Source organism: Wolbachia endosymbiont (group B) of Philonthus cognatus (assembly GCF_947179345.1).
In the GTDB taxonomy this organism is placed as follows: Bacteria; Pseudomonadota; Alphaproteobacteria; order Rickettsiales; family Anaplasmataceae; genus Wolbachia.
The window spans coordinates 1,015,958-1,041,223 of the sequence record NZ_CAMXBG010000002.1; the positions used below are offsets into that span (position 1 = coordinate 1,015,958).

Annotated in this window: 19 protein-coding genes and 1 pseudogene; 13 read left to right on the forward strand and 7 right to left on the reverse strand. The window is 35.0% G+C overall.

Going from position 1 to position 25,266, the window contains the following annotated elements; translation table 11 throughout:
* Position 1 precedes the first annotated feature (1 nt).
* Positions 2-802: a baseplate assembly protein gene (locus ONG78_RS06650; RefSeq protein WP_264377813.1), complete on the forward strand. Its 801-nt coding sequence runs from the start codon at positions 2-4 to the stop codon at positions 800-802.
* Here the strand turns inward: ONG78_RS06650 and ONG78_RS08050 are convergent.
* The gene (locus ONG78_RS08050; RefSeq protein ID WP_405197779.1) at positions 783-1,007 is read right to left on the reverse strand and encodes an HU family DNA-binding protein; all 225 of its coding nucleotides are present in this window, start codon (positions 1,005-1,007) and stop codon (positions 783-785) included. The two genes, ONG78_RS06650 and ONG78_RS08050, sit on opposite strands and share 20 nt — an antisense overlap.
* 90 nt (positions 1,008-1,097) lie before the next feature.
* On the opposite strand from ONG78_RS08050, the gene ONG78_RS06655 reads away from it, so the two are divergent.
* The 8 genes and pseudogenes from ONG78_RS06655 to ONG78_RS06690 all read left to right on the forward strand — a co-directional run bounded on the left by ONG78_RS06655 (position 1,098) and on the right by ONG78_RS06690 (position 8,019).
* A complete protein-coding gene (locus tag ONG78_RS06655) occupies positions 1,098-2,264 on the forward strand; it encodes a phage tail protein (RefSeq protein WP_264377814.1) in 1,167 nt (388 codons plus the stop codon).
* A gap of 168 nt (positions 2,265-2,432) precedes the next feature.
* Positions 2,433-3,173: pseudogene (locus tag ONG78_RS06660) on the forward strand (ankyrin repeat domain-containing protein).
* A 61-nt stretch (positions 3,174-3,234) separates the two neighbouring features.
* Positions 3,235-3,807 (forward strand): ankyrin repeat domain-containing protein, encoded by a 573-nt coding sequence (locus ONG78_RS06665; RefSeq protein WP_264377815.1) that lies wholly within the window; start codon positions 3,235-3,237, stop codon positions 3,805-3,807.
* Positions 3,808-3,991: 184 nt separating this feature from the next.
* A complete protein-coding gene (locus tag ONG78_RS06670; RefSeq protein ID WP_264377816.1) occupies positions 3,992-4,150 on the forward strand; it encodes a hypothetical protein in 159 nt (52 codons plus the stop codon).
* A gap of 65 nt (positions 4,151-4,215) precedes the next feature.
* On the forward strand, positions 4,216-4,572 hold the full coding sequence (locus ONG78_RS06675; RefSeq protein WP_264377817.1) for an ankyrin repeat domain-containing protein: 357 nt from the start codon (positions 4,216-4,218) through the stop codon (positions 4,570-4,572).
* Positions 4,573-4,616: 44 nt separating this feature from the next.
* A complete protein-coding gene (locus ONG78_RS06680) occupies positions 4,617-5,048 on the forward strand; it encodes a DUF2924 domain-containing protein (RefSeq protein WP_264377818.1) in 432 nt (143 codons plus the stop codon).
* A gap of 9 nt (positions 5,049-5,057) precedes the next feature.
* Positions 5,058-6,551: a recombinase family protein gene (locus tag ONG78_RS06685; protein ID WP_264377819.1), complete on the forward strand. Its 1,494-nt coding sequence runs from the start codon at positions 5,058-5,060 to the stop codon at positions 6,549-6,551.
* Between the two features lie 64 nt (positions 6,552-6,615).
* Complete coding sequence (locus ONG78_RS06690) at positions 6,616-8,019, forward strand: WD_0033/WD_0034 family tandem repeat-containing protein (RefSeq protein ID WP_264377820.1); 1,404 nt, start codon at positions 6,616-6,618, stop codon at positions 8,017-8,019.
* Between the two features lie 109 nt (positions 8,020-8,128).
* Here the strand turns inward: ONG78_RS06690 and ONG78_RS06695 are convergent, their stop codons facing one another.
* Together ONG78_RS06695 and ONG78_RS06700 are read right to left on the reverse strand one after the other, a co-directional pair.
* A complete protein-coding gene (locus ONG78_RS06695) occupies positions 8,129-11,257 on the reverse strand; it encodes a host RNA manipulator TomO (protein WP_264377821.1) in 3,129 nt (1,042 codons plus the stop codon).
* Entirely contained in the window at positions 11,233-11,436 is a 204-nt protein-coding gene (locus ONG78_RS06700; protein WP_264377822.1) for a hypothetical protein, read from the reverse strand. The genes ONG78_RS06695 and ONG78_RS06700 overlap by 25 nt, the downstream gene beginning before the upstream one ends.
* Positions 11,437-11,937: 501 nt before the next feature.
* Between ONG78_RS06700 and ONG78_RS06705 the strand changes: the two genes are divergently transcribed.
* Positions 11,938-12,882, forward strand: a complete 945-nt coding sequence (locus ONG78_RS06705) for an IS110 family RNA-guided transposase (protein WP_264377456.1) — start codon at positions 11,938-11,940, stop codon at positions 12,880-12,882.
* Between the two features lie 278 nt (positions 12,883-13,160).
* Here the strand turns inward: ONG78_RS06705 and ONG78_RS06710 are convergent, their stop codons facing one another.
* Positions 13,161-14,447 (reverse strand): Na+/H+ antiporter NhaC family protein, encoded by a 1,287-nt coding sequence (locus ONG78_RS06710; protein ID WP_211908158.1) that lies wholly within the window; start codon positions 14,445-14,447, stop codon positions 13,161-13,163.
* 173 nt (positions 14,448-14,620) lie between these two features.
* Here ONG78_RS06710 and ONG78_RS06715 point away from each other — a divergent pair, with 173 nt between their 5' ends.
* Entirely contained in the window at positions 14,621-16,999 is a 2,379-nt protein-coding gene (locus ONG78_RS06715) for an ankyrin repeat domain-containing protein (RefSeq protein WP_264374676.1), read from the forward strand.
* 108 nt (positions 17,000-17,107) lie between these two features.
* A complete protein-coding gene (locus tag ONG78_RS06720; RefSeq protein WP_264378076.1) occupies positions 17,108-18,031 on the forward strand; it encodes an RluA family pseudouridine synthase in 924 nt (307 codons plus the stop codon).
* A 7-nt stretch (positions 18,032-18,038) separates the two neighbouring features.
* On the opposite strand, the gene ONG78_RS06725 is transcribed toward ONG78_RS06720, so the two are convergent.
* Both ONG78_RS06725 and aspS read right to left on the reverse strand, forming a co-directional pair.
* Positions 18,039-19,301: an MFS transporter gene (locus ONG78_RS06725; RefSeq protein ID WP_264377975.1), complete on the reverse strand. Its 1,263-nt coding sequence runs from the start codon at positions 19,299-19,301 to the stop codon at positions 18,039-18,041.
* Positions 19,302-19,336: 35 nt separating this feature from the next.
* Positions 19,337-21,139 carry an aspartate--tRNA ligase gene (gene aspS, locus ONG78_RS06730; RefSeq protein ID WP_264377976.1) on the reverse strand — a complete coding sequence of 601 codons (1,803 nt, stop codon included), beginning with the start codon at positions 21,137-21,139 and terminating at the stop codon, positions 19,337-19,339.
* A gap of 133 nt (positions 21,140-21,272) precedes the next feature.
* Here aspS and ONG78_RS06735 point away from each other — a divergent pair, with 133 nt between their 5' ends.
* Positions 21,273-22,649 carry an ankyrin repeat domain-containing protein gene (locus ONG78_RS06735; RefSeq protein WP_264377977.1) on the forward strand — a complete coding sequence of 459 codons (1,377 nt, stop codon included), beginning with the start codon at positions 21,273-21,275 and terminating at the stop codon, positions 22,647-22,649.
* Between the two features lie 61 nt (positions 22,650-22,710).
* Here the strand turns inward: ONG78_RS06735 and mutS are convergent, their stop codons facing one another.
* Positions 22,711-25,221 (reverse strand): DNA mismatch repair protein MutS, encoded by a 2,511-nt coding sequence (gene mutS, locus ONG78_RS06740; RefSeq protein WP_264378077.1) that lies wholly within the window; start codon positions 25,219-25,221, stop codon positions 22,711-22,713.
* Between the last annotated feature and the right edge of the window lie 45 nt (positions 25,222-25,266).

The window sequence follows — 25,266 nt, forward strand, 5'->3', positions numbered from 1 at the left end:
GATGCAGCAGCTAAATATTGTAGAAAAGCTAAGTTATGAAGAAATCTTTTCGAGAATGAAGGAAGAGTTAGTCCGTAGAGATGAAACCTTTTCAGCATTAGTTGAAAGTGATCCAGCGATAAAGATTCTTGAGGTAGCAGCATGGAGGGAATTGTTACTAAGACAAAGAATAAATGAGGCAGTAAAAAGTAATGTACTGAAGTTTGCAATGGGAGAAGATCTTGATAATTTAGCTGAGTTTTATGGTGTAGAAAGGGAAAAAGGGGAAGATGATGAACGATTTAGAAAAAGAATTAAAGCAAAGATAGTAGGCTCAAGCACGTGTGGAAGCAAGGAGTATTATAGGTATTATGCACTGTCAGCAGATAGTAGAGTAAAAGATGCACTAGTGGAATCACCTATACCAGGGAAAGTACAAATTTCAATCTTATCAACACAATTATCCACAACTGGCATAGTGTCAGAAGAGCTACTAGAAATTGTAAAAAAGCAGGTTACTAGAGATGATATAAGGGTTTTAACAGATACAGTAACAGTAATTGGTTGCAATATTACGGAAATAGATATTCACAGCAGAATGAGCATAAGTCCTGTAATATCGAAGGAGGAAATCAAGAAGCAGTTCATTAAGAAGTTTGAAGCAAATAGAAGGCTGGGATGGAATGTTACAAGATCTTGGATAATAGCAAATTTGTTTGTAGAGGGTGTAGAAAACGTAGAATTAATCGAGCCAAGAGAGGATGTTGTGGTTCTGGGGAATGAGTGTGCAGTGCTTGGCTACGTCAAGTTAGATAGGATTTAAAACGTATTTTTTTGCTTTGTGGAATCATAAAAGTTTCACCAGTGAGAGGATTACGTGCAATAAGTGGTTTAAGGTTTACTGGATAAAAATGACCAATGTTAGGGAGACGAAAGTATTGATTTTCTTCCAGAAGTTGTAACTTATTTTTTAAAGTATGGATAATATGGTTAAATATTATGGAAAGTGTTTTCGATATTAAGAACATCTTTATTTTTGATCAGTTCTGCAATGATCTCTTGCTTACTCATAAGCTACCTAAATAAAGGAAATTAAAGCAACTTGAAAGAAAAGACAAATGAAAAGTTTATTACCGCCAAACGCAACAAAGCAAGAGCGAGCACTGGTTAATGCAATCGATTATAAAGTTGATCCAAGCAGGATAAGAGGATTTAAATTTAGCCTAGGGGAAAAAGTATTGCCGTGGTTGGTTGAAGAATACGGGTTAGAAGAAATTCTACGCTGGGCAAAAGACAAAAGAAGAGCGATAAAAGAAGGGGTAGAATTTCAGCGTTTAAGAGGAACACCAGCATCCCTGAAAATAGCATTAAAATGGGCAAATATAGATGATATTACAATCATTGAGGAACCTCCAGGAAAACATTTCTTTGAATTACAGATAGGGATAAGAGACGTACCAAATGATTTCTTTGTAGATGCAGTAGTAGAGCTTGCAAAACTATCATTGCCTGCAAGATCGAGACTAATGAGAATTTTTAACGATCACTACAACATTGGTAGGTTCATTTTAGATGAAAGTTTTTTTGGAAATTTGTTATCGGATTACTCAGGTGTAAAAATAGAAGAAGATGGACCGGTGTTATCATTTGGGAGAGTAAATTTTTTCAGGTCTAGTGGTCCAGTTATTAGGATTATAGAAAACTATCTACGCGATCATTATGAACGAGCTTTAAGCAATGATATATATCGCCTAGATGTAGCAATACTTGGAGAAACCGAGCCTCACACAAAGAATTATAACGGTATTTATGAAAGAAATCATGTGTGGTATAACTTCAAAGCGCTATATCCGCTACCACAGAGCTTATTACCTGAGATTAAGTTTGCGAAAGCGCAGATAGTATTATCAGATAGCTGGAACTTGGGGGAAATAAACGCATGTTTTCCAGTTGGTAGTGTGGAAGAAAAAGGAAGTAAATTTTTACTAGGAAGTAGCAAACTATCTGAACAACTGTGGAATTTAAAATACAAGCCAATTTTAGAAAGGTTTAGCGTTACTCACCACTACAAAGTAGAAGATTTTACCAACCAGAAAGTTATAAGATTTGGTGTGGCAGAACACTATGTTCATTTTGAAAACAATTTAGATTTAAAGCAAAAGGACGCAATACACGAGTTAGAAAGTTACATTTTGGTATTTTACCCAGGCGTACTAACGTGGCACGAACATCGACATTTGAACAGAAGTTGGAAAAATAGTCAAGTAATATCTATAATAAGTTAAGTACTTATATTTATATCCTCATATATTATGTTAATAATAGGTAAAAGTGTATGAAATAAAAAGAAAAAGACTTGCTTTCTCATGCTAAAACGGACATGACTTGAATAGCAGCAGGTAAACATAAGAAATTTGTCTGGCGCTAGAAAAGCTAATTTTGTGAGGTATGCAATGGGGTTCAACGAAGAAAAGAGAGAATCTTTTAGTAAGTTTTTTAAAGAAGTATCAAGTAACGGATTTAAAAATATTAATAAAAGAAATGAAGAAGGAGAGACGATATTACACCAAGCAGTAGAAATCTCTGATTACAAAACAGTAAGGTTATTAATAAATAAAGGAGCAAATGTTAATGCAAGAGATAAAAAGGGTTATACACCACTACACTGTGCAGTATTTGCGAAAAGCTTAGAAAATGTAAAAGTACTGCTAAGAGAAGGAGCAGAAGTAAATGCCACTCAATATGTCAGTGGATGTACGCCATTGCACTCTGCATGCAAAATAGGAGGAGCAGGAATTGAAATAATAAAAGAGCTAGTAAAGGCCGGAGCTGAAGTTAATCAACTGAATAAGTAAGGTGCAACACCAATGTATTACATATGGGAAAGTGAAAAGTATCGTCTATGTGATAGCAAAGAGAGTGAAAAGGCAAGTAAATTCTTAAGAGAACAAGGAGGAATAACAAAAAGTAGAGAACTGACGTGCTATGGAATAGAGATGCTAGTGAGAGAAATAGCAGACATGTTGAATAGGAGCTATTTACCTGAGTTAAAAATAATAGAGATAGGAGAAATAAGGAAGAAAGATAAGTCACTAATAAAGGAAGAATGTAAAAATTTAGCAAGCAAGATAATGAGCCAAGTGAACGAAATGATAGATGAAGTGTTGAAGGCAGACTTAAGCAAGATGTGGTGAGGAGGGAGCTCAAAAAAAAGAGTTTGGTTGCGAAAATTTCAAAGGGAAAGTGAGGTATGTTATGTCAAGGAAAGAAGCAAGGAATGTTTTTGATAGGTTATTGAAAGCATTATCAGAAAACAGGTTTCAACAAATAAATGAAAAAGACGCAGCAGGTTGCACAATATTGCACCGAGCAGCACAGGTGTCAGAGCCAGAAGTAATAAAGTTATTAATAGAAAAAGGAGCAGGTACAAACGATAGAAACAATAGAGGCGAGACACCGTTGCACCTAGCAGCGTTTTTAGGAAGAAGAAAAAATGTGAAAGTGCTGATAGAAGGAGGAGCTACAGTAAATGCAAAATCAAACAATAAAGCAGTACCACTACACTTAGCCTGTTTAGCAAGAAGAATAGGAACAATAGAAGAGCTGATAAATGCAGGAGGAGATCTTGATACAGTAGATAAATTTGGATGTAGCCCACTAAACTATGCAAAAATTTACCCGAAAGTGACAAGTTATCTAGAAAAGAAGGGAGTGAATATGAGAGATGTAGAAGTGATGTATGGAGAAGCAAACAAGGCAATAGAGGAGGTAATGGAGAAACGAAACGTAAATGAATTACAACTAGAGGAGGTAGATTTAACAGATTAAGCATGTAGATTTATATCTTAATATAATATGTGGAAAAAATGTGTAAATTTAGCAAAAAAAACTTGCTTTTTATGCCGAAACAGCCCTAAGTGAAAAAGTAGCTGGTAAATAAACAAGATTTGCTAAGCGCTAAAGTGAGCCAAATTGGAGCCACTTTATATTGCATTAATAGCTGAGGAAAGTTATGGTAAAATTTAGTCAGAAAGAAAGAGAAGAGTTTAATAAGGCGTGGAAAGAAGTATTAGATAACTCAATAGAAGATATTAATAAAAAAGACACAAAAGGAAGGACGATACTACATTACGCGGTGGGAATGCCAGATCCAAAAAAAGTGAATTATTAATCAAAAAGGGAGCAGATGTAGATGCAGCAGATGCCGGGAAATATAGACCACTACACCTAGCAGTGATGGGGCAACGTCTAGAAAATATAAAAGAGCTGATAAAGGCAGGAGTCGATGTAAACGCAGTGGAACGAAGTAGCAAATTTGCTCCGTTGCATCTTGCCTGCATGGTGGCAGAGATAAAAATAGTAGAAGAGCTAGTAAAAGCGGGAGGGAATGTAGAGCAAAAGGATAAATCTGGCAAAACGCCAATGGATTATGCGAGAAATAGTAAAGAGATAAAAGAAGTGTTAGAGAACGTAAAAATGGCAAATAAGCAGAGAGAGTTTATAGAAAGAGTAAGGGTTGTATCGGAAAGCACGGCAGCAGGTGTGATAGTGGCAAAGGAGGAGCTAGAAACTGTGGATGAAAAAGTGCTATAGCGTTTTTAAAAATTCAGAAGTGCTGTGTTTGAAAAGGTGATTATATGGAAAAAAAAGTAGAAAAAGAGGTAAAATGTTTAGAGAAAAAAGCGTTGGAAGAGCTGAGGAAAATATGGAAGAAGGTATTTGAGGAAGAGGCACCTAGATACTCAAAGAAATATCTGATACCAAGATTGGCGTATAGGATACAGGAGAAAGCGTATGGAGAAATGTCAAGAAAAGGTGCCAAAAGACTGGAATACCTAGCAGATCGGCTAGAGAAGGGAAAAAGAATAAGTAGCGATAAACTGCCAGCAGTGGGAACAGAGCTGATATTAGAAAGGGGTGAAGAAACGCATGCAATAATGGTAGTGGATACAGGATTGATCTACAGAGAAGAATTTTACACGTCATTATCAGCAGTGGCAGGAAAAATAATGGGAATGAGCTACAACGGACCTTTATTATTCGGGATGCGTGATAAAAGTGGAAATTGAGGAGAGAGAATGCTAAAAGAGGTAAGGTGTGCGATATATACAAGAAAATCAAATGAGGATGGGCTAGAACAAAAGTTTAATAGTCTTGATGCGCAGCGAGTAGCATGTGAAAAGTACATAAAGAGCAGAGAAGGGTGGGTAGTATTGCCCAAAAGGTACGATGATGGCGGATTTTCAGGAAAAAATTTAGAAAGACCAGCAATAAGGGAGTTGTTTGAAGATGTAAAGGCAGGAGAAGTGGACTGTGTGGTAGTATATACGCTAGACAGGTTATCAAGGGAAACAAAGGACAGCATCGAAGTAACGTCATTTTTTAGAAGGCACCGAGTAAATTTTGTAGCAGTAACGCAGATATTTGACAATAATACGCCAATGGGAAAGTTTGTACAAACAGTGTTATCAGGAGCAGCACAACTAGAAAGAGAGATGATTGTAGAGAGAGTAAAAAATAAAATAGCAACATCAAAAGAGCAAGGATTATGGATGGGAGGAACTTTGCCATTTGGGTATGATGTAAAAGATAAAGAGTTAATAATAAATGAGAAAGAAGCAAAAACAGTAAAGCATATATTTGAAAGATATTTGGAGCTGAAGTCAATGGCAGAGTTGGCAAGAGAGTTAAACAGAGAAGGATACCGAACAAAATCAGATATCTTTAAAAAGGCAACGGTGAGGAGAATAATAACAAATCCAATATATGTGGGAAAGATAAGACATTATGAGAAAGAGTATGAAGGAAAGCATGAAGCAATAATAGAGGAAGAAAAATGGCAAAAAGCACAAGAATTAATAAGGAATCAGCCATATAGAAAAGCAAAATATGAGGAAGCGCTGCTTAGAGGAATAATTAAGTGCAAGAACTGCGGTGTAAATATGACGCTGACATACTCAAAAAAGGAGAATAAAAGGTACCGATATTATGTGTGCAATAACCATTTAAGGGGGAAGGATTGTGGATCAGTGAACCGAACAATAGTAGCAGGAGAAGTAGAAAAAGAAGTAATGAAGAGAGCGGAGCAGCTATATGAAAATTGGAAAGAAAAGACCGAAGAAAAATGGAAAAATTTAAGTTTTAGAAGACAGAAAGAAGTAGTGAAAAAGTTAATAAAGGGAGTGATGGTAAAAGAAGATGAAATAGAAGTGTGTTTAGAGGATAAGGTGGAATTTATACCAATGTGGTTAAAAAAGAAAGGAAAGAAATGCACAGTAATAGAACCAGAAGGCAAAACAAACAATGCGCTACTGAAAGGAGTGGTAAGAGCCCACCTATGGAAACGGCAACTAGAAGAAGGGAAATATGCAAGTGTAGGAGAACTGAGTGCCAAAATTAATATAGGTACAAGACGTATACAGCAAATTTTAAGGTTAAATTATTTAGCACCAAAGATTAAGGAAGACATAGTGAATGGGAGACAGCCAAGAGATTTGAAGTTGGTTGACTTGAGAGAAATACCAATGCTATGGAGTGAGCAGATGGATAAGTTTTACAAATTGGTGCCTTAATTAAGCAATTAATAAGTTATTAATGTAACTAATTTATAAAATTAAATGTTGTAGAGAAAGAAATATGATGCCAAAGTTCAAAAAGACCAAGAACGAAAAAAATATAACCTATAAGCTGGCAGGTGATCAGGATAATTTTACAAATGAAGATAAAAAAAAGCTTTTCAAGCTATTAAAGAAGATAGAAAACGGTGAAAATATTAGTGAGAAATTTAATAAATCTAATTACAACACACAGAAACTTCTTACAAAAAAAATAATTTACAAGGATGAGGAAAAGGAAGGGACTCTGACGCTACTGTGCCAATCTATGTTCTATAAAAATAATCAAGCTTTTGAGGAGCTTTTACAAGAAGCAATAAATCAAGGAATTTTACAGGATGTTCTTAGTGAGAAATTGACCCAAAAATTGCCAAATGGTCTAACAATAACTTACACGGCACTGGTATCCTGCATGGAAAATAGTAAAGCTATTAGAACAGTTCTAGAAGCTTCTAAAAAGAATGGTATTTTAGAAGAAATTCTCAACCAGAAAGTGAAAGTGGAGAAAGCAGAAAACCAAGAAATAAGCTATACACTACTTGACTATGCTAATAAACACAATTGCAAAGAAAGTGCAAAGATCCTCAAGGAATTTGAAGAAATTCTAAATATAGAAGTTAAAAATGATATGCCTGTAAGTGATAATGCTGAAACTAGATGTGAAGATGTCAATAAAGACTATGAAATACATGAATCTAGGATTGTAAGCAGTGAAGAAGCTCGAAATATTTTAATAGAAAGTGAAAATCCTCTCATGTGTGAAAGCAACAAAGAAGCTGAGAACTCTTTTGATGAGCAAGAGCTAAACGCTTCTGACAACCTATTTCCCAAACTATGTTGTGACATCGATGCTGCAGGCAAAGAGAAAGAACCATTAACGATTGCAAAACAGCAAAAAGAGGCAATTACAATTGATTTAGAATCAAAAGAGAAACTTATGCGTGACTTAGTATATGAGGAAGAATGTAAAGATAATCTGAATACATCGACTATAGAGCATAAAAGTGCTGTTGACTTTGTACCTTTAATAGGAGATTATGAAGATGACAATCAATTAATATACGAAAAAAGTACCACTGCTTCAACAGAAACTGTTGCACAAGGTCTAAATGCCTCTGATAGCCTTTCTTCTTCCAAACCATATTTTTATAGTGAATTTGGCAAAGGAAATACTGCAGATGAAAAAGAAAAACTGCTAATACAACAAAGACAGGCAATCGTGGTCGGTAGTGCTGGTGTAGTGTTACTGGTAAGCAGCATTGCATTGTATATCATGAAAATGCCTGTAGTAGTAGCAGTTGTGGGAATAGCTGGATTGGCGTGTATAGGTTTTGCGCTGTATAATGCCATAAAGCCCGGCACAAAGCTAGAAAAAGTGGAAGATATAGAACAACCAATTGTTAAGTTTTCTTTAAACCAGATATAAATTCAAAAGAGTGGTAGAATATTCATGATCACCAAGCAAAAACTTTAAAAAACGAAATAAGATAATCTATTTAGAAGAATCTCTGAATTATTATGGAATCACTGAATATTTAAGTAACATCTCTCGCTATTTTTTCTTGAACATTGCTATTTTCAAGGGAACTTGAAGGCCTGCTATGGCAATATACAATTGTAGCGGCAACCAGACAACAAGCTCCAACTGCTATTCCCACTGCTAACATTTCTAAATAAACTGCAATAGCTATTCCTGTAGCAACTCCGGTTATTGCTAACATAGAAGCAGCTATCACAGGCAACTTACTTTTTGCATCTTGTGGAGCAGGGTTGTTTTTGTTTGGATAACTAGGTTGTTTGCTGTTGCCTTGAGCATTTTTTGACACAGGTTCAGTAGGCTGAACAAGAGCTTGTTTTTTCTCATCACCCTCAACACCTGTATTGCTAGGCTTGCTGTCAACAACTAAAGTTTTTGGTTGCGTGTTTTGCATAGCAGCATCATCTTGGTGCTCTTCAGGCATGACTTTATCATGTTCACCATCATTTTGGCTGCCTTGTGTAATTACTACAGACTCTTTTCCATCACTTCTAGATGTCGAAACATCCTCACTTACAGAACTTGATACTGTAGGTACTGTTAAATTTTGCTGATCATCTTGCTCGTCATTTAGGTTATCAGGCTCGGATTTAGATTCTTCAGTGGCCATTGAAGGCATTTTTGACGCTATTGCAGTAGCTACAGACCCTATTGTTTCAATTACAGATATTCCTACTTCATTAATTTCTTCAAATGGATAATTAATACTAGAACCTGAAGAATCCCCAGCAGACTTATCACTTTCAAGCTTAGAATAACCATCATCCTCAGAATTCGGTGAATCTGATTCACTTTCTTTAAGCTCTACCACAGGGACTTCTTGGCTACCTGCAGCAGCACCAATACTTTTACTTTCTACTGTAAGAAATTCTCTGATTTCTTTAATCTTATTTTTAGACTCTTGATCTTTCTTCCCAACTTGTGTCTCATCAGCTTTCTCCAAAGCCCAATTAATGATTCGTTCTGCATTATTGCCCTCTTGCTTTATCCGTTCTACTAAACATTTTACTGCTTGAGAATCAAGACTGAAGATAGCATCAGACAACTCTTTTCTTGTATTTTGGTCACTACTATGCATTCTATCCTCCTTAAAATTATCACTTATAAGCCCCATTATTGAAACCACCATGCTATCTAGTATATCACTTTCTCCCTTTTGTGTAAGAACATCTTTTGTTATAACTGGAATTTCTAATTCATCTGCAACGTTATTACTTCTTTTTCGTATTATAAAAGTTCCAGGAGTTTGGTACATTTCATCCCACAAATCTTGACGTTCATGACAGGAACATTCTTGCACATCAATGGAAAATTGTAGAATATTTCTAATTTGCATTAAACTGAATATTAGATTAATATTCTTTTGACGTTTATTGTTTTTTGGATCTTTAGTGTATTCATCATATGCTATGTAAGCAGTCTGAGCTAATCCATTTACAATACCTGGCAAATAGCTGTAATTATATTCACGTAAAGCTTCAGATTGTAATAATTTTTTTTCCTTTTCCAGGTCTTCTATGCGCTTTTCTATGCTAGATTTAAAAATCCCACACTCCTCTTGAAAAATTACGTTAATTGCACCCTCTTCTGTGTATAAGTAACATGCTTTCTTGATTAAGGAGTAATCTTCTTGGCCTGTTGAGTAGTGTGTTGCACTTCTCAGTATATTCCGTATGGCTTGCCTGACTACTTGCTTATGTGATACGTTTTGATAGATTTTTTTAGTGTAAGAAAGTGCATTGACTATAACGTTTATGTTTTCAATATTAGACAATGCAACTAGAACCGATTCATATGTTTCATCAAATTCGTTATTTTTAAGTTTATGATCAAGATAATTAATAACATCATTGACGCTTTCAGCACATTCTTTGCATATGTACTCAATAAATGTAACATTGCCAGCATCCAATGCGGTTTTCAGAATTAAATCATAAATTTCTTTTCTGCCACGAGTTCCTATGTTTTTCAGGATCTGTTGCCTTAGTATTGTAATAACTTTATCATCTGTAAATGCTTGTTTATATACATTATAAATGGCACGATCTGCACTATTAGTGTATCGTTTACACAAGTATTCAACGACAGATATGTGTTCTTGGCTTATCGCAGTTTCTAACAAAGTAACAAAACTGTTTTTTAACAGATCTTTTTTATCCGGATTATTAATATATCCTTCAAACGCACCTAGCACTATCACGATAAATTCTTCATTTTCGATCAGAGATGCTGTTTCAAGCACACCATACAAAGGATCAGGATTACTTGTTTTTAATACTTGTTCAAGATCTTTTAAGATGAATTCAACAAAAACTGTGTCTAATAAATTTCGTTCTTTTCTTAATGCTATAGCTGAGAAGAAGCCAATCTTATTAGGTTCAATAAATTGTATGGCTTGATCTTTTAATCCTCTATAAATCCAATCGGTACCATGGAATTTTCCTATAAAAGCTTCAATATATTTTTGACCACCAACAAGTAAAGGTAAAAGACTCAAATTTCCTTCAGCAAAAAGTATGCCCTGATATTGTTCTATCAGCTTATTATTAGCTGCAATTGCCATTAATACCAATTCTTTTACTAAATAATCACACTTGAAATTCTCCTGATCAAAATTATACTGTGATAGTATATTTGAGTATATATGCTGGTGATCGCTTCTACCTCGTAAATCTAAGTTAAGTTGTTGCTCACAAAAACTCTTTAAATTTACATTATCCAGAATAATAGACCTGCCTTCATAATTTTCAATATTTTGTACAACCCTGTCTAATTCTTCACAATCATCTTCCCTTATAGCTTGATTTAAGATATTTATTATTTTAGTTAAAGTTAAATTTTTAGGAATAATGTCATATGAATCTTCATCTTTCGACTCTACAGTAAATGATCTATCACAACCATCAGGAAAGTTTGTAAGTATTGCATTCTCTAGACTCAGATCTTCAGGGAGTGTATCACATAGATTAGCTTGTATCTCTTGATTTTCGCCATCTAAAACTTCAAACTCTTCCTTTTCTTCGATGCCTGAATCTCCAGAATAGCGACGATCTTTGGTTATTTCTTGATTTTCTTCTGTGCCCAAATTAACACAACTTAAATCTAGAGAGTCAGTTTGATTAACCATATCTTATCTCCTATTAATAACCAATTAAGTATAGCGCCAAACAATAATCTTGCCAAGCAAATCATTAATTCCTTGACAAATAGGCTATCATTATCATCCATCTCTCCGCCTTCCACGATACAAGCAATATTTTTTGAATGAGCATTTTTTAGGTAAAATATTGCAATAACTAGTAGCAACAACAATTTAATTATTTACTTGTCCAAAAATCTAAAAAAGTACGTATATTTGTGAGAATAAGTTGCACAAAAACAGGGTTATGAAAATAAGAGCCTGGAATTTTTGCAACAAAGTTAGGCAAGCCAGTTCGTACGCAGATTTAGAGAAAGTGAGCCAATATAGCTAATTTTAGCGTATAATAAAATCACCATATAAAAAAGTTCGCACGAATCAAGCGGTAGACCATGCCATCCCAAAGAAAAGTGTTCTCACGGCCCTTGGTTTTGAACGCTGAAAATTGTAAGTTAAAAATGTGATATAAAAGAGATAAGAGGGAAAGATAACCCTACTCACTATAGGAATAGGGCTATCACGGGCGTGTGCGACCGAATGAAAATTGGTATTACAACCGTAGCCATCAAGGTACACTAGCCCTATCCCTCGATACGTTTGAATAGTTGTGTGGGACATATATGTGCACCCGTTTACAATCTTAAATTAATTAAACTATCGAGGTTATTATGATTGCATCTTATCAAAATTTTATTGGCATTGATATTGGAAAATTCAAAAATGTTGCTGCAGTGTACAACCAAAAAAACACTATCAAGTTCAATAATAATGATGCTGGTTGGCAACAATTGTTTCAAGAATTTTCAAATATTCTACCTAATTCTTTTGTAACTTTAGAAAATACAGGAAAATATGAGCTTGGTTTAGCACGTTCTCTTGTTGATATGAATGTTGCTGTGCATCGAGCTAATACTCGTAAAGTAAAAAGTTTTATCATATCACATGGAACTTTAGCAAAAACTGATCAATCAGATGCAAAAGCCCTTGCTCAATATGGTTTTGAACGCTATAGTGCTCTATCTCTATTTGTGCCTATGTCAAAAGAACAAACTGCCTTAGTTGCACTCTGTCAACGTCGTGATGACATTACGCAAATGAGAACTCAAGAGAAATGTAGGCTTGCAGCACCTGAAAACGACTATATAAAGGAAAGTTGCCAAAAAACAATAGACTTTTTTACCAATCAGATAAATGAGTTCAACGATGCCATACAAAGAATTATTGATAAAAATCCAGAGTTACAAAAGCGTCAAAAGATCCTGAGAACAGTGCCAGGAATAGGTCTCAAGCTATCTCAAGTTTTTGTGTGTCTAATGCCAGAACTTGGCTACCTAAACAAAAAAGAAGTTGCAAGTCTTGCTGGGGTTGCTCCACATCCAAAAGAAAGCGGTAAAACTATTGGTTACCGAAGGATAACAGGTGGTAGAAGCAATGTTCGTGCAAAGCTTTTTACAGCTGCTATGGCCGCTGCAAGATCTAAATCTGCACTTGGTGCTTTTTACTCTAATCTTATTGGTAGAGGTAAAAAGAAGATGGTAGCTATAACAGCTCTAATGCGAAAAATCATAGTAATTGCCAATGCAAGACTTAAAGAAGCAATTAATATGAAATAAAAAAATCTGCATAGAAAATAGGTTAACGGATATGTGCGTCTACACACATTTAAAGCACATATTCGTTAACCATAAAATCTAAGCAGTGGTTGCTGTTTGATATAAATTTCTTTCTGTATAAACTGGGATCTTTGTTGCCAAAATACATTTTTCAATTGAATAAAAATGCAAAATTATGAACAAATGAGACTAAACTCAAAAAATTTTAAAAAACATAGTTGATGGCAACTCGTTTCTTATGGGCACAAAAATGTAATATGAAGAGAAATCTTCGTACATTAAGTTGTAGCCGCGCAACGTCTGCCATTGATGATTATTTCACCTACTGTAACTGCTGCTAAAATAAAGCAGTAATACACTTGTGTTAACAAAGAAATAGGTGAGACAGAAGCAATGCTACCTGCTAGCAGCAGCTGGGAACCATAAGGCAAAATGCCTTTTGTAACGCAAGCAAAAATGTCTAACAAGTATGCACTACGGTATGACGGAATATTATGCTTTTGCGCGAGCCTTTTTGCAATATCGCCACTTAATAAAATAGCAATGGTATTATTAGCAACTAAAACAGTAAACATAGATGCTATGCCCGCTATTACAAATTCAGCTTTAGTTTTTGTGATATTGCTTTCATCGATAAGTTTGTGTAATGCCTTTTGACCCTGCTTGTACATTATATGACTCAATCCGCCAATAAATAGAGCAAATATCACTATCTCGTTTACTTTTTTGAAACCGTCATATATGTCATGAGAGAGTTGAATGATAGTATAGTCAAAAAAAGTCATCCCTAATACACTAGCAACAATTATATTTATAGTTATTGTTACTAAAGTAGTAACTTCAAATAACCCCATGATTATTAAAGAAATATAAGGAATAATCTTTATTACTGATAAATAATCTAAATTTGATGTAGGAATAATTTTTGTACTATCTGCCATAATTGCCAGATAGACAAGCGTTATAATGCTGGCAACAAATGCTACTTTAGAATTCACTTTAAGTTTATCCTTTATCGTGGCCCCCTGTGAAGAAACAGATGCAATAGTAGTGTCAGATATCATTGAAAGATTATCACCAAATACGGCACCTCCAACTACAGTTGCAGTTCCTATTTCAAGACCAAAAGCCCCACTTTTTGCTAAGTTAACAGCTATTGGTACCATTAATACAACAACTCCCATAGACGTACCAATTGCAGTTGATATAAAAGCGGAAGCCAAAAATACTCCAGGCAGTAGTAATCTTGCTGGAAGGAAATTGAGAATTAAATCAGCAACAGTATCTGCACTACCAATTGATTGAGTCACCACAGAAAATGCTCCAGAAAATAGAAAAGTTAAACACATAGTAAGGGTGTTTTTATCGCCCATACCCTCGATGACAGTATCGATGTTACGTTGAATTTTACCTGCACTGCATGCAACAGCAAAAAATAGCGCCGGTAGTAGGCAAATTACCGGTGAAACTTGGCGAAGCGGATTATCAATTCCAATAAAGGAAAAATAGACACCACTTCCAAGGTATAAGATTAAAAAAATAACCAAAGGAAAAAAAGCTGTTATTTTACTGCCTTAAAACTTATGATTATAATCAATTAAGTGGTTTCAGGCAAGCTTGGTTTTCTGTAAGTTAATAACAGTCCTTTTAGACTCTCAAGTTACGCTATGGAAAATGCGTTGACTATTCTACCATAATATATAGCATCAAAAAATACTCTGTAGTATGAGGTAAAGCTATGGTAATGACATATGAACAGTGGAACATAATATTAGGTGTAATTGATCAAGAGGTAAATTTAAGTAAAGACAATGTAATTGAAAGAATAAAAGAGCTATTAAAGGAAGTAAAGATACTAGGGCAAGCAGAAACATCAAGAATGTTAGAAGAGATATCGCATGGATTAGAAGTATCAAGCAAGATTCCAAGAGTAAAAGAGACACAAGAGCCATCAAAAAAGAGACTAAAGGTGGTAAATGTACCGCAGACAAAAGAAGAAGCAAAAAAGATACTAAAGGAGTCAAGGGTATCAAATGCGCAACAGATGGTAAAAAGAATGCTAAAAAAGTTAGGTGTACAAGAGACATCAGAAGAACCAAAAGCAGTGGCGCTAGAGGATGTGCTAAATGCACGAAAGATCTCAGAAAAGGTACCAGTGATGCTAGATACACAAAAGATACTAGAAACACTAAATAGACTAAAGAAAGAAAGTGGAAATGTGTATAAAGAGTGGGAAGAAAATGAGTTTAATATAAATTATTGGTTTGAAATAGATTGTTTGCATGAACGCTTTTCATACACGTTATTATATTTAGCTATTGATTTTAAGCTGAACAATTTAATCAATTCTATGCTTAAAGTAAAAGGAATCGATATTAATGCACCAAGTCCGTTTTCCGAATGGACTGCTTTACATTGGGCTGTTGAAAATAGGAACACAGAAGTAGCACGCAAGCTAATAGAAGAAGGGGCAAATGTTAATCAGTTGGATTCATCTCAACGGACTACTTTATATCAGCCAGCTGTAAATGGAGATATAGAAATAACAAAAATCTTAGTAAAAAATAATGCAGATGTTAATGCAGAGGATCTAGCGAGATTGACTGCTTTATATGAGGCTGCCAGGAATAGCCATAAAGAAGTAGTAAAGTTCTTAATGAATAGTGGAGCAGATGTTAAGAAGAATGGGGCGCTTAAACTTACTCCTTTACATATTGCTGTTGCAAATGTTGATGAAGCAATGGTGGATTGTATAATACAAAACGATAAGAATATTGACGAAAATATTGAGACAGTGGATGTATTTGGATGGACTCCTTTATATTGGGCTGCTGCAAGGAATAATACATCAATATTAGGGAGCCTATTACAGGCCATATTACGATATAGAGCAAGTGTTGATATAGAGGATATGTTAATTGGGCGATCTCCCTTACATATTGCTGCTACGAATGATAATGTGGAAGCAGTAGAGCTCTTAATAAACTATGGAGCAGAGGTTAACTATAAGGATGCATGGGGATGGACTCCTTTTAATTGTGCTGCTGCAAGAGGCAATATAGAAGTAATGAATTGTCTAATAGCCAATGGAGCAAATATTGAGACGAATGATCCACAGAAAATATTATTTTCTATTCATCCATATAATTTTCTAAAAGCAGTAAATACTATGATACAACTTGAAATATGTAAGGATGTGATAAAATTGGTGGAAACTGATCTTTTACGTTATGCTTCCAGAAATGGTAATATACTAATGGTATGTGCTTTATTAGAAGCTGGAGTAAATGTTAATGCAAGTGACGATTTAGGATCAACTGCTTTACATAAAGCTGCCAAGTATAACCATCCGAAAGTAGTAATGACCTTAATTTCATATGGAGCAAATGTTAATGCACAGAATAACTCAGGCGAATGTCCTTTAAGTTATGCTATCGAACGTAGACACTGGATAGTAGTAATGACCTTACTATTTTATTGCGCAAAAACTTCATTGCCTGATCACTGCGGTGAAACTGTAAAAGATTTAGCTGAACGTCAAGGTATAAGTAATCTTCTAATAGAAGCAGAAAAAAGAGCACTAGATATACTTACGCGGCTTAACTTAGAATTAAGTATACTCAGAAACAAAGCATTAATGACAGTGCAACACACAGATTCACATATGGTGCAACACATAGCATCACATATGTTGAGAGAAATAGAATTACATCTATCTATCAGCTTTGAATTTATGATAAGAGATCAAGCTAATCAAATTGAACAATTACAGTATAACGCTAAACTTAATGAAAAAGGAGTAGTACTTATAACTGACCCCATTAAATGTATGCAGTTAGGAACTAACACTAAAGCGTGTCCAGCTGAAATGGATGGAGTAAAAGAACAAATATTACATAGTCCTTGCAGGTGGTCATATCGCACTAAAAATGTTAATGTAGGAAGAGTAACATCTTTAGCTAACGGCATTGAGTGTATGAAGTTAGGGCCTAACACTGAAGCGTGTCCAGGCCCTAGTACTAAAGAGCCTAATACTCACCTCTCTATGATCGAGAAACTATCATTGTTACCACTTTACTCAGCTGTAGGAAAATATGAAGCTGTTATAAATAGTTAAATAATCCTCTAAATTCCAGCACGTAGCACTCGATGCAAGTAGCTGAAACTGAGGAGTACATTAGCTATGTTAGATTTTAGTTTACACAATAAAATTTTTATAAGTAAGATGTCAGAAGGTATCAAAACTATATTAGTAGAAGACAATAACGTTAGGCTCGATAGGTACATCAGAAGAATTTTTCCCAATTTGAAACAATCTGCAATTGAGAAGTCTTTAAGGAAAGGATTAATCAAGGTTGATAATTGCACGGCAAAATCCAGCGATAGGGTAAGCTCTGGGCAAACTATAATGATAAGATACTTAGACTATATTGAGAACACTAATTCTGACTGCAAATATAATGAAAAGTTAGTGAATCTACTAAGAGAGAACATATTATATGAAGACGAATATATACTAGCTATAAACAAACCCGCAGGGGTCATTGTTCAAGGCGGCATAAAGGTAAAAATTAGCATTAGTGATTTGCTTGATCAAATAAGAGAAGGGGAAATATTCAAAATTGTCCATAGACTTGATAGAGATACAAGTGGAGTAATAATATTCGCACGCAATGCTAGTGTTGCAAGATATCTTATGGAAGAATTTAAAGGACGGAGAATAAAAAAAACTTACCTAGCATTGACTTCTGGTATACCAAGCAAAGATAATGGAACAATAGACTATCCGTTGGTGAAAAAATATATTTCAGGGCAAGAAAAAGTAGTCGTTGATGAAGATTCACCTCAAAATGCCACTACACATTTTTCAACTATAGCAAAGCTAAAACACAATACAGCTTATTTAAAATTACAACCAATTACGGGTAGAACTCATCAGTTACGTGCACATTTAGCTCATATAAATTGTCCTATTCTTGGTGATGGTAAATATGGTGGTAAAAAAGCTTTTATTGATGGGGTAGTAAATCAGATCCACCTTCATTCGCATTCTTTATCTTTAAAATTGCCAAATAATAAAGAAATCACTATTACTGCTCCTATCCCTAGGCATATCGAAAAATCTATTGAAGTGCTATCTTTCAACTAAAACGATTTCACCAATCAACTTTTCTATCTTTGGCTTTAATTTGAAGTACAGATATTAGGCTAATTAATGCACAGATAGTAAGATAAATGCCTGCTGCAAGTTTTGTTTCAGTTTTTTCTATAAGCCACATGCATATCGATGGAGAAAGACCACCAAAAATACCTGCAGATATGTTATGTGCTAGGCTAAAGCCAGTGCATCTAACTTTTGTTGGAAATAACTCGCAGGCGAGAGAATTATATATTCCAAAAGATGCGCCTATCGGCACACTTATTAATAGAAAAGTGAGCGTTACAATATAGTGGTTATCATATGATAATAGTGAAAGTGCCGGCAAACTGACACAAGCTAAAGCTAATAACGTAGGAATGATCACGTTTTTTCTTCCAACTTTATCAGACAGTATTGCAAACAGCACTGCAGACGTCCCAAATGTAATTTCAACCATAATCCTTACTACATTTTTAATATCAATATCTGAAAGAATAAGCTCTTTTACAGATATGTTGTAAAACATGATTACTGAATAAACAATTGCGTTTTGAGCAATGCCAAGTCCAATTGCTATCACAAATGCTCTTTTATAATTCTTGATTAATTCTAAAAAGGGAGAATTAGATAAGCTTTTATTTTGGTCATGAGTTTTATATGCTAGACTCTCTTCCATTATGTACCTTATTAAAAAGCCTATTACACCCATAACAGAGCAGAAATAGAAGAGCAACCTCCAGCCCCAAATTTCATAATTTTCACCTGTAAACTTTTTGCAAACAGCTATCATTACAAAGCATGTAATAGAACCAAGAGCACCACTAAAAGCTTTCATGCTACCTAAAAAGCCTAGATTTTTTTTGTCGCTTGAATGCTCTATTAAAAAAGCTGAATTGATACTTGTTTCTCCACCTGCTGCCATTCCTTGTGTTATTCTACAAAGCAGAAGCAGTATAGGAGAAAATATTCCTATTTCTTTAAAGCTTGGTATAATCGCAATTGCAGTAGATGATATCGAAGCTAATATTACGGAAGTCAGCAAAATTTTCCTTCTGCCGTATTTATCTCCAATGTAACCAAAAATAAATGCACCAAGTGGTCTAAATCCAAATCCAATTGCAAAACTGCCAAGAAATTTGATTGTGCTTAAATAATCACTTTCTGAAGGAAAAAAAACGTTGCTTATTATATGCGTTAAAACTCCAAACAGAGTTACTTCATACCATATAATCATATTGCAGATTATGCTTGATAGTATTGCTTTTTGAATATTGTTCATAACTTCCAGTTTACCACACTCCGCTATAAAAATTTTTATTCAACAACCTTTAAAGACAACTCACGTAAATGCTTATCCTCTACTTTAGAAGGAGCACCCATTAGAACATCTTCACCTTGCTGATTCATAGGAAAACAGATTACTTCACGAATGTTCGGCTCATCAGCAAGCAGCATAACCATTCTATCAACCCCTGGTGCTATTCCACCATGAGGTGGCACTCCAAACCTAAATGCACGCACGAGCGCACCGAATTTTGTATCAACTTCCTCTTTACTGTAGCCTGCAATGGCAAAAGCTCTGTACATAATATCTAGTTTGTTATTACGAATTGCTCCACTTGACAGCTCTATTCCATTGCAAACAAGATCATATTGGTAAGCAAGGATATCCAGTGGATTCTTTTCTTCTAAATCTTTCAAGCCACCACGTGGCATAGAAAATGGATTATGAAAGAAATCAATTTTTTTACTTTTATCGTCATACGCAAAGTAAGGAAAATCAATCACCCAACAGAATTTGAAGATATTGTCATCTATAAGACCTAGTTCTGATCCCAAAAGAATACGCACTTTCCCTGCAATTGTTGCTGCCTCATTCTCTTTGTCAGAAGCAAAAAACACACTATCTCCAGGTTCTATATTTGTTATTTCTTTTATGGAATTTAACCTATTGTCATCAAGGAATTTAGCAATTGGTCCTTTTGCAATTCCATCTTTATCGAACGTTATATATCCAAGACCTTTAGCACCGAATTCTCTTTGCGCATGTTCTATTTTTTTATCAAAAAAGCTACGAGGTTCCTCTGCTGTTTTAGGAGCAGGAATGGCTCTCACTACCATACCGCGTTCAATATTGCTTTTGAAAATATTGAACTCTGAATCACGGAAAATTTCTGTTACATCGCTAATTAATAATGGATTACGCAAATCTGGCTTATCAGATCCATATTTGAGCATTGCTTCTTTGTATGTAATACGTGGAAAATCTTTATCGACAGACTTGCGAGAAAATTTCGCGAACACTTTATATAAAGTAGATTCAATAACCTGAAATATATCTTCTTGAGTCACAAAAGACATTTCAAGGTCGAGCTGATAAAACTCCCCAGGAGAACGGTCAGCCCTTGCGTCCTCATCACGAAAACAAGGTGCAATTTGAAAATATTTATCAAACCCTGAAACCATAAGCAACTGCTTAAAAATCTGTGGAGCTTGTGGTAATGCATAGAATTTACCAGGATTTAGTCTGCTTGGCACTAAGTAGTCACGTGCACCTTCAGGAGAAGAGGCAGTAAGTATTGGAGTTTGAATTTCCAAAAATCCTTGCTCTATCATGAGCCTCCTGAGCTCTGAAATGATCTGTGAACGCAGAATAATGTTGTTACGGGCTTTTTCACGTCTTAAGTCAAGAAAACGATATTTAAATCTCATGTTTTCTGGGTATTCTTGCTCACCGGCGATACTTGCTAATATACTCCTTTCTTCTTTTGCTATTTCTTCATCACAGTGGAACTCAACTTCCGATTCAACTTGTAAATTACTAACTATAACTTCAATTTCTCCTGTGGAAATAGAGCTGTTTACCGTATCTTCAGTTCTAGCTTTGACTATTCCTGTCACAGTAATCACACTTTCTGATTTTAAATTTGAAATTTCATCAAAAAAGTCTTTGTCATTATTGAATACCAGTTGAGTAATTCCATAAAAATCTCTTAAATCAACAAAGATTAGGTTACCATGGTCACGTTTACGGTACAGCCACCCAGAGAGAGTAACTTCCTTTTCTACATCATTCTTCCTTAATTCATTACACGCGTGAGTTTTATAGCAGTTCATTTAATTGAAATTTCTAGAATACAGAAAGATTATAAAATAAATTAACCTTTGGGCAAGCTAATATCTAAAAATCCTTTACAAACAATTCTGATTTGGATATAATTTTTTTGATTGTGTGTGTTGAGGTATACTTATGAATTCTGAAGAATTAGAGGAAATGTTGGCTAAAAAAAAGAGGGTGGATGCTGTAATAAAAGATCTTGTTGATACTGTTACCAAAAATGATTCAGAAAAAGTAAAGTCAATTTTTGAGAAAAATAGTTCCATTATTCGAGATGTTGTTACTGACGTTAATTCCCAAAGCGGTACAAATTTATTAGGTGATGCTGTTGATGAAGAAATAGCTAAGTATTTAATAGAGCAAGGTGTAAGTTTCAGCGCTGCAGTCAAAAAGGCGATTATGAAAAGAAATTTAGGATTAGTAAAATCAATCTGTGAGATAAATAAATCAATAGCTAAACATGAGTTACAGCAAAATCCTGAGCCACTACAATCTGCAACTTATGATCACAAATTTAATGATAAAATTGCAAGGTATTTGATTGAACAAGGTGCAAATCCTAATGCAACTGATCATCTTGGTCGTTACTTACTTCATCTGCAAATTGCAAAAAGCAATTTCAAAGGAGCTAAGGCTTTAATAGAAAACGGCGCGGATGTTAACTTAATAAATCAAGAGGTAAAAAGCTATCAGAACTTAATTATTGGTGGTAGTGCGTTAAAGGGTGAAACTGCGTTGAATTTTGCAATTAGAATATATTACAAATATAAAGACATAGACGATCAAAAATCTGATGAAACCTTAAAATTTATAAGTTATTTAATAGAACAAAAAGCAAACTTAAATATTAAAGATTGTAATGAGATGGTCCCTTTAGATATTGCTATATTTCATAATTCTCCAAAGATAGTAGAATTATTGATAAAAGCTCGTGCTGATCTTAATGTTGGAAGGGAAAAAGCAGAAGGTGTTTTAAAGTATGCAATTACTGAAGGGCATATAGATATAGGGAAAGCTACAATTCGATATATTTTGGAACATGACTCACACTGGTTAACAACTTCAAATAAACCAGATCTTCTCAATGACCAACAAGAGTTATCAGTCTACTGGGAGGAATATAAAGCTCAAGTTAAAGAACTTCATGATATAGTGGAAGATAGAATTGACTTGACTGGTGACGGCTCTACCCGTCCTATAATGAGAACAGTGAGTGGCTTTTTAGATCATGAAAGTAGAAAAAATCTAGTAAAATCATCATTCATATCTAGTGCTGAGGCACCAGAAAATTTTTGTCCGAGAAAGCTGGCTGTTATAAGTGTAGCTGCAATAACCTGTGCTTTAGCGATATACTTTCTTGCTCCATTAATAATGGGTTCCTCTATTGGGGTTGGCACTCAATTGGCATTAGGAGCTGTAGGTGCAGTTGTAGGTGGTGGAATTGGAATCTTGACCAATGTGGCAATAGATCAATGCTACGTTAATTTAGCTGCTCAGAAAGCTGACTAAAATTAAAGCGTCATAGATTGCTAAAACTCCATGATTGTGTAGTAATATAATATTACTTTCCTCAAGCCTTTAGCTCCTCAAATACTTCTCTTGCTCTGTTTAAAACAGAATCAGGAAAACCGGCAAGTTTTGCTACATGTATTCCATATGACTCATCTGCAATGCCTTCAATTACTTCATGTAAAAAGATGACTTCTCCTTTCCATTCTTTTATTTTCATACAAAAACATTTCACATTTTCTAAGTATTCACCTACTTTAGTCAATTCATGATAATGAGTTGCAAAAATGGCGCGGCACTTATTTACATTGTGAATATGTTCAATCACCGCCTGTGCAATAGATAATCCATCATACACCCCTGTGCCCCTACCAATTTCATCAAGTATCACCAAGGAACGGTCCGTTGCCTGATTTACTATCGTTGCTGTTTCGATCATCTCTACCATGAAGGTAGAATAACCAGCTGTTATATTATCCGTTGCGCCAACCCTGCTGAATATCTTGTCAATCACTCCAATATGCGCACTCTCTGCTGGCACAAATGACCCCATGTGAGCTAAAACTGCAATGAGAGCGTTTTGCCTCAAGAAAGTGCTTTTTCCAGCCATATTAGGACCAGTAATTAGATGTATACCAACTAAATTGATGCTATTTGCAATGAATTTATCGTTAACTTCAACCACTGGATGTCTTCCGCTACAGATATTGAACTCTTTGCTGTCATCAATGATGGGTTTTACGTAATTATTTTGCACTGCAAGCTCTGCAAACGCGGTTCTAATATCAAGTTTTGCCAAAGCATTTGCAGCAAGAGCAATTTTTTCAGATTCTTTAGCGACTTCACTACACAGTTCACTAAAAATTTTCATTTCTAAGCCGATTGCAGCATCACGTGCCGTAAGAATTTTATTTTCTAGTTCTTTCAACTCATTAGTAGTGTAGCGCATGCTATTTGCTAAGCTTTGTCTATGAATAAATATATCCGAAGTTATTTTGTGATTTGCCGACACTTCAACGTAATAACCGAGTATGTTGTTATGTAATATTTTAAGTGCGGCAATACCAGTTAGGTCGCGATAAGATTCACGGAGTTTGGTTATTAGTTTATTACTATTATTTAATATGTAGGATAACTCAGATAATTCTGAGTTGTATTTTGAGTGAATAAATCCTCCTTCTTTCATGGAACTGAGGTTATTATCGAGTATAGCACTATTTAACAGTTCAAATAGGTCTTTATGATTGCCAAGGCTTTTATGTATTGTGCTTAGTTCACTTTCGTCACTACTTATCACCTGAGTAGTAGACACTGGTTCCTTTTCTCTGGTCAAGCACTGGAATGACATCTGAGAGTTAATTTCTGATTTTTCACTTAAACAATAATTATGCAAGGTAGACAGAAACTCAGACAACTCTAAAGTTTTTCCTAGGCCTATTTTTAATAGGTTCATATCCTTTGGTGAACCACGCCCTAGTATTAAGCGCGATAAAGACCTCTCAATATCTGGAATGTTAGATAATATCTCTCGTATTTTTCTGCGTGGCTCATGATTATTTACAAAAAATTGAGCGGTGCTGAGCCTCAAATTAATTGCCTTAGAGCAAGCAAGGGGTGAAGCGAGCATTTGTTTGAGCAGGCGTCCACCAGAGGCTGTTACTGTGTGATCAATAACTGAAATTAGTGAACCTTTCTTTTCACCAAATTGAGTTGAAAACAACTCAAGGTTTCTCCTTGCTGAAGCATCAATAAGCATGAAATTTTGTTGCTTATAGGTTTTTGGGAATTCAAGCCTTGGAATGGAGCCCCTTTGTGTTACTCTGACATATTCAAGCAGTGCACCACACGCCATGATTTCTACTTTGCTGAAATTTCCTATACTCCCAAGTTCCCTGATTTTATAAAACTCGCATAACGTTCTGTGAGATTTACTATACTCAAAAAAGCTCTGTGCGTGTTGCGTAATTGATATTTTATAATTTTTTAAAATCGATCTAATTTTTTCGTCCTCAGTGAATTTTTCAGAAATTAATAATTCTCTTGGTGATATACGCAATAAATCACTATCTAGAGCTTTCAAACTCGTTAAAATGTGAAAAAATTTTCCCGTCGATAATTCAAGCCAACTAATAGCATATTCGTCATTTTGTCCAACTATGGATGCGAGATAATTATTGCTTTTATCCTCCAGTAGTGAATCTTCTATAATTGTACCTGGAGTTACAACTCGCACTACATCACGTTTTACTATGGATTTATATCCCCTCTTTTTTGCTTCATCAGCAGTTTCTAATTGGTCACAGATTGCTACTTTGAATCCTAAATCTATTAGCTTGTGCAGGTAAGACTCACTACTGTGTGCTGGCACTCCACACATTGGTATTTCTTGCCCATTTGAATTGCCTTTCTTGGTTAGCACTATATTCAGCAATTTCGCAGCTTTAATAGCATCATCGAAAAACAATTCATAAAAATCGCCCAGTCTATAAAACAATAGATGATCCGTGTATTGAGCTTTCAAATTTAAATATTGCTCCATTACAGGGGTATTTTTTTCTCTTATTAAGTTCATAACATTTTTAAACATGTTAGCAGCAAACCACTTACTCTGGTGTTG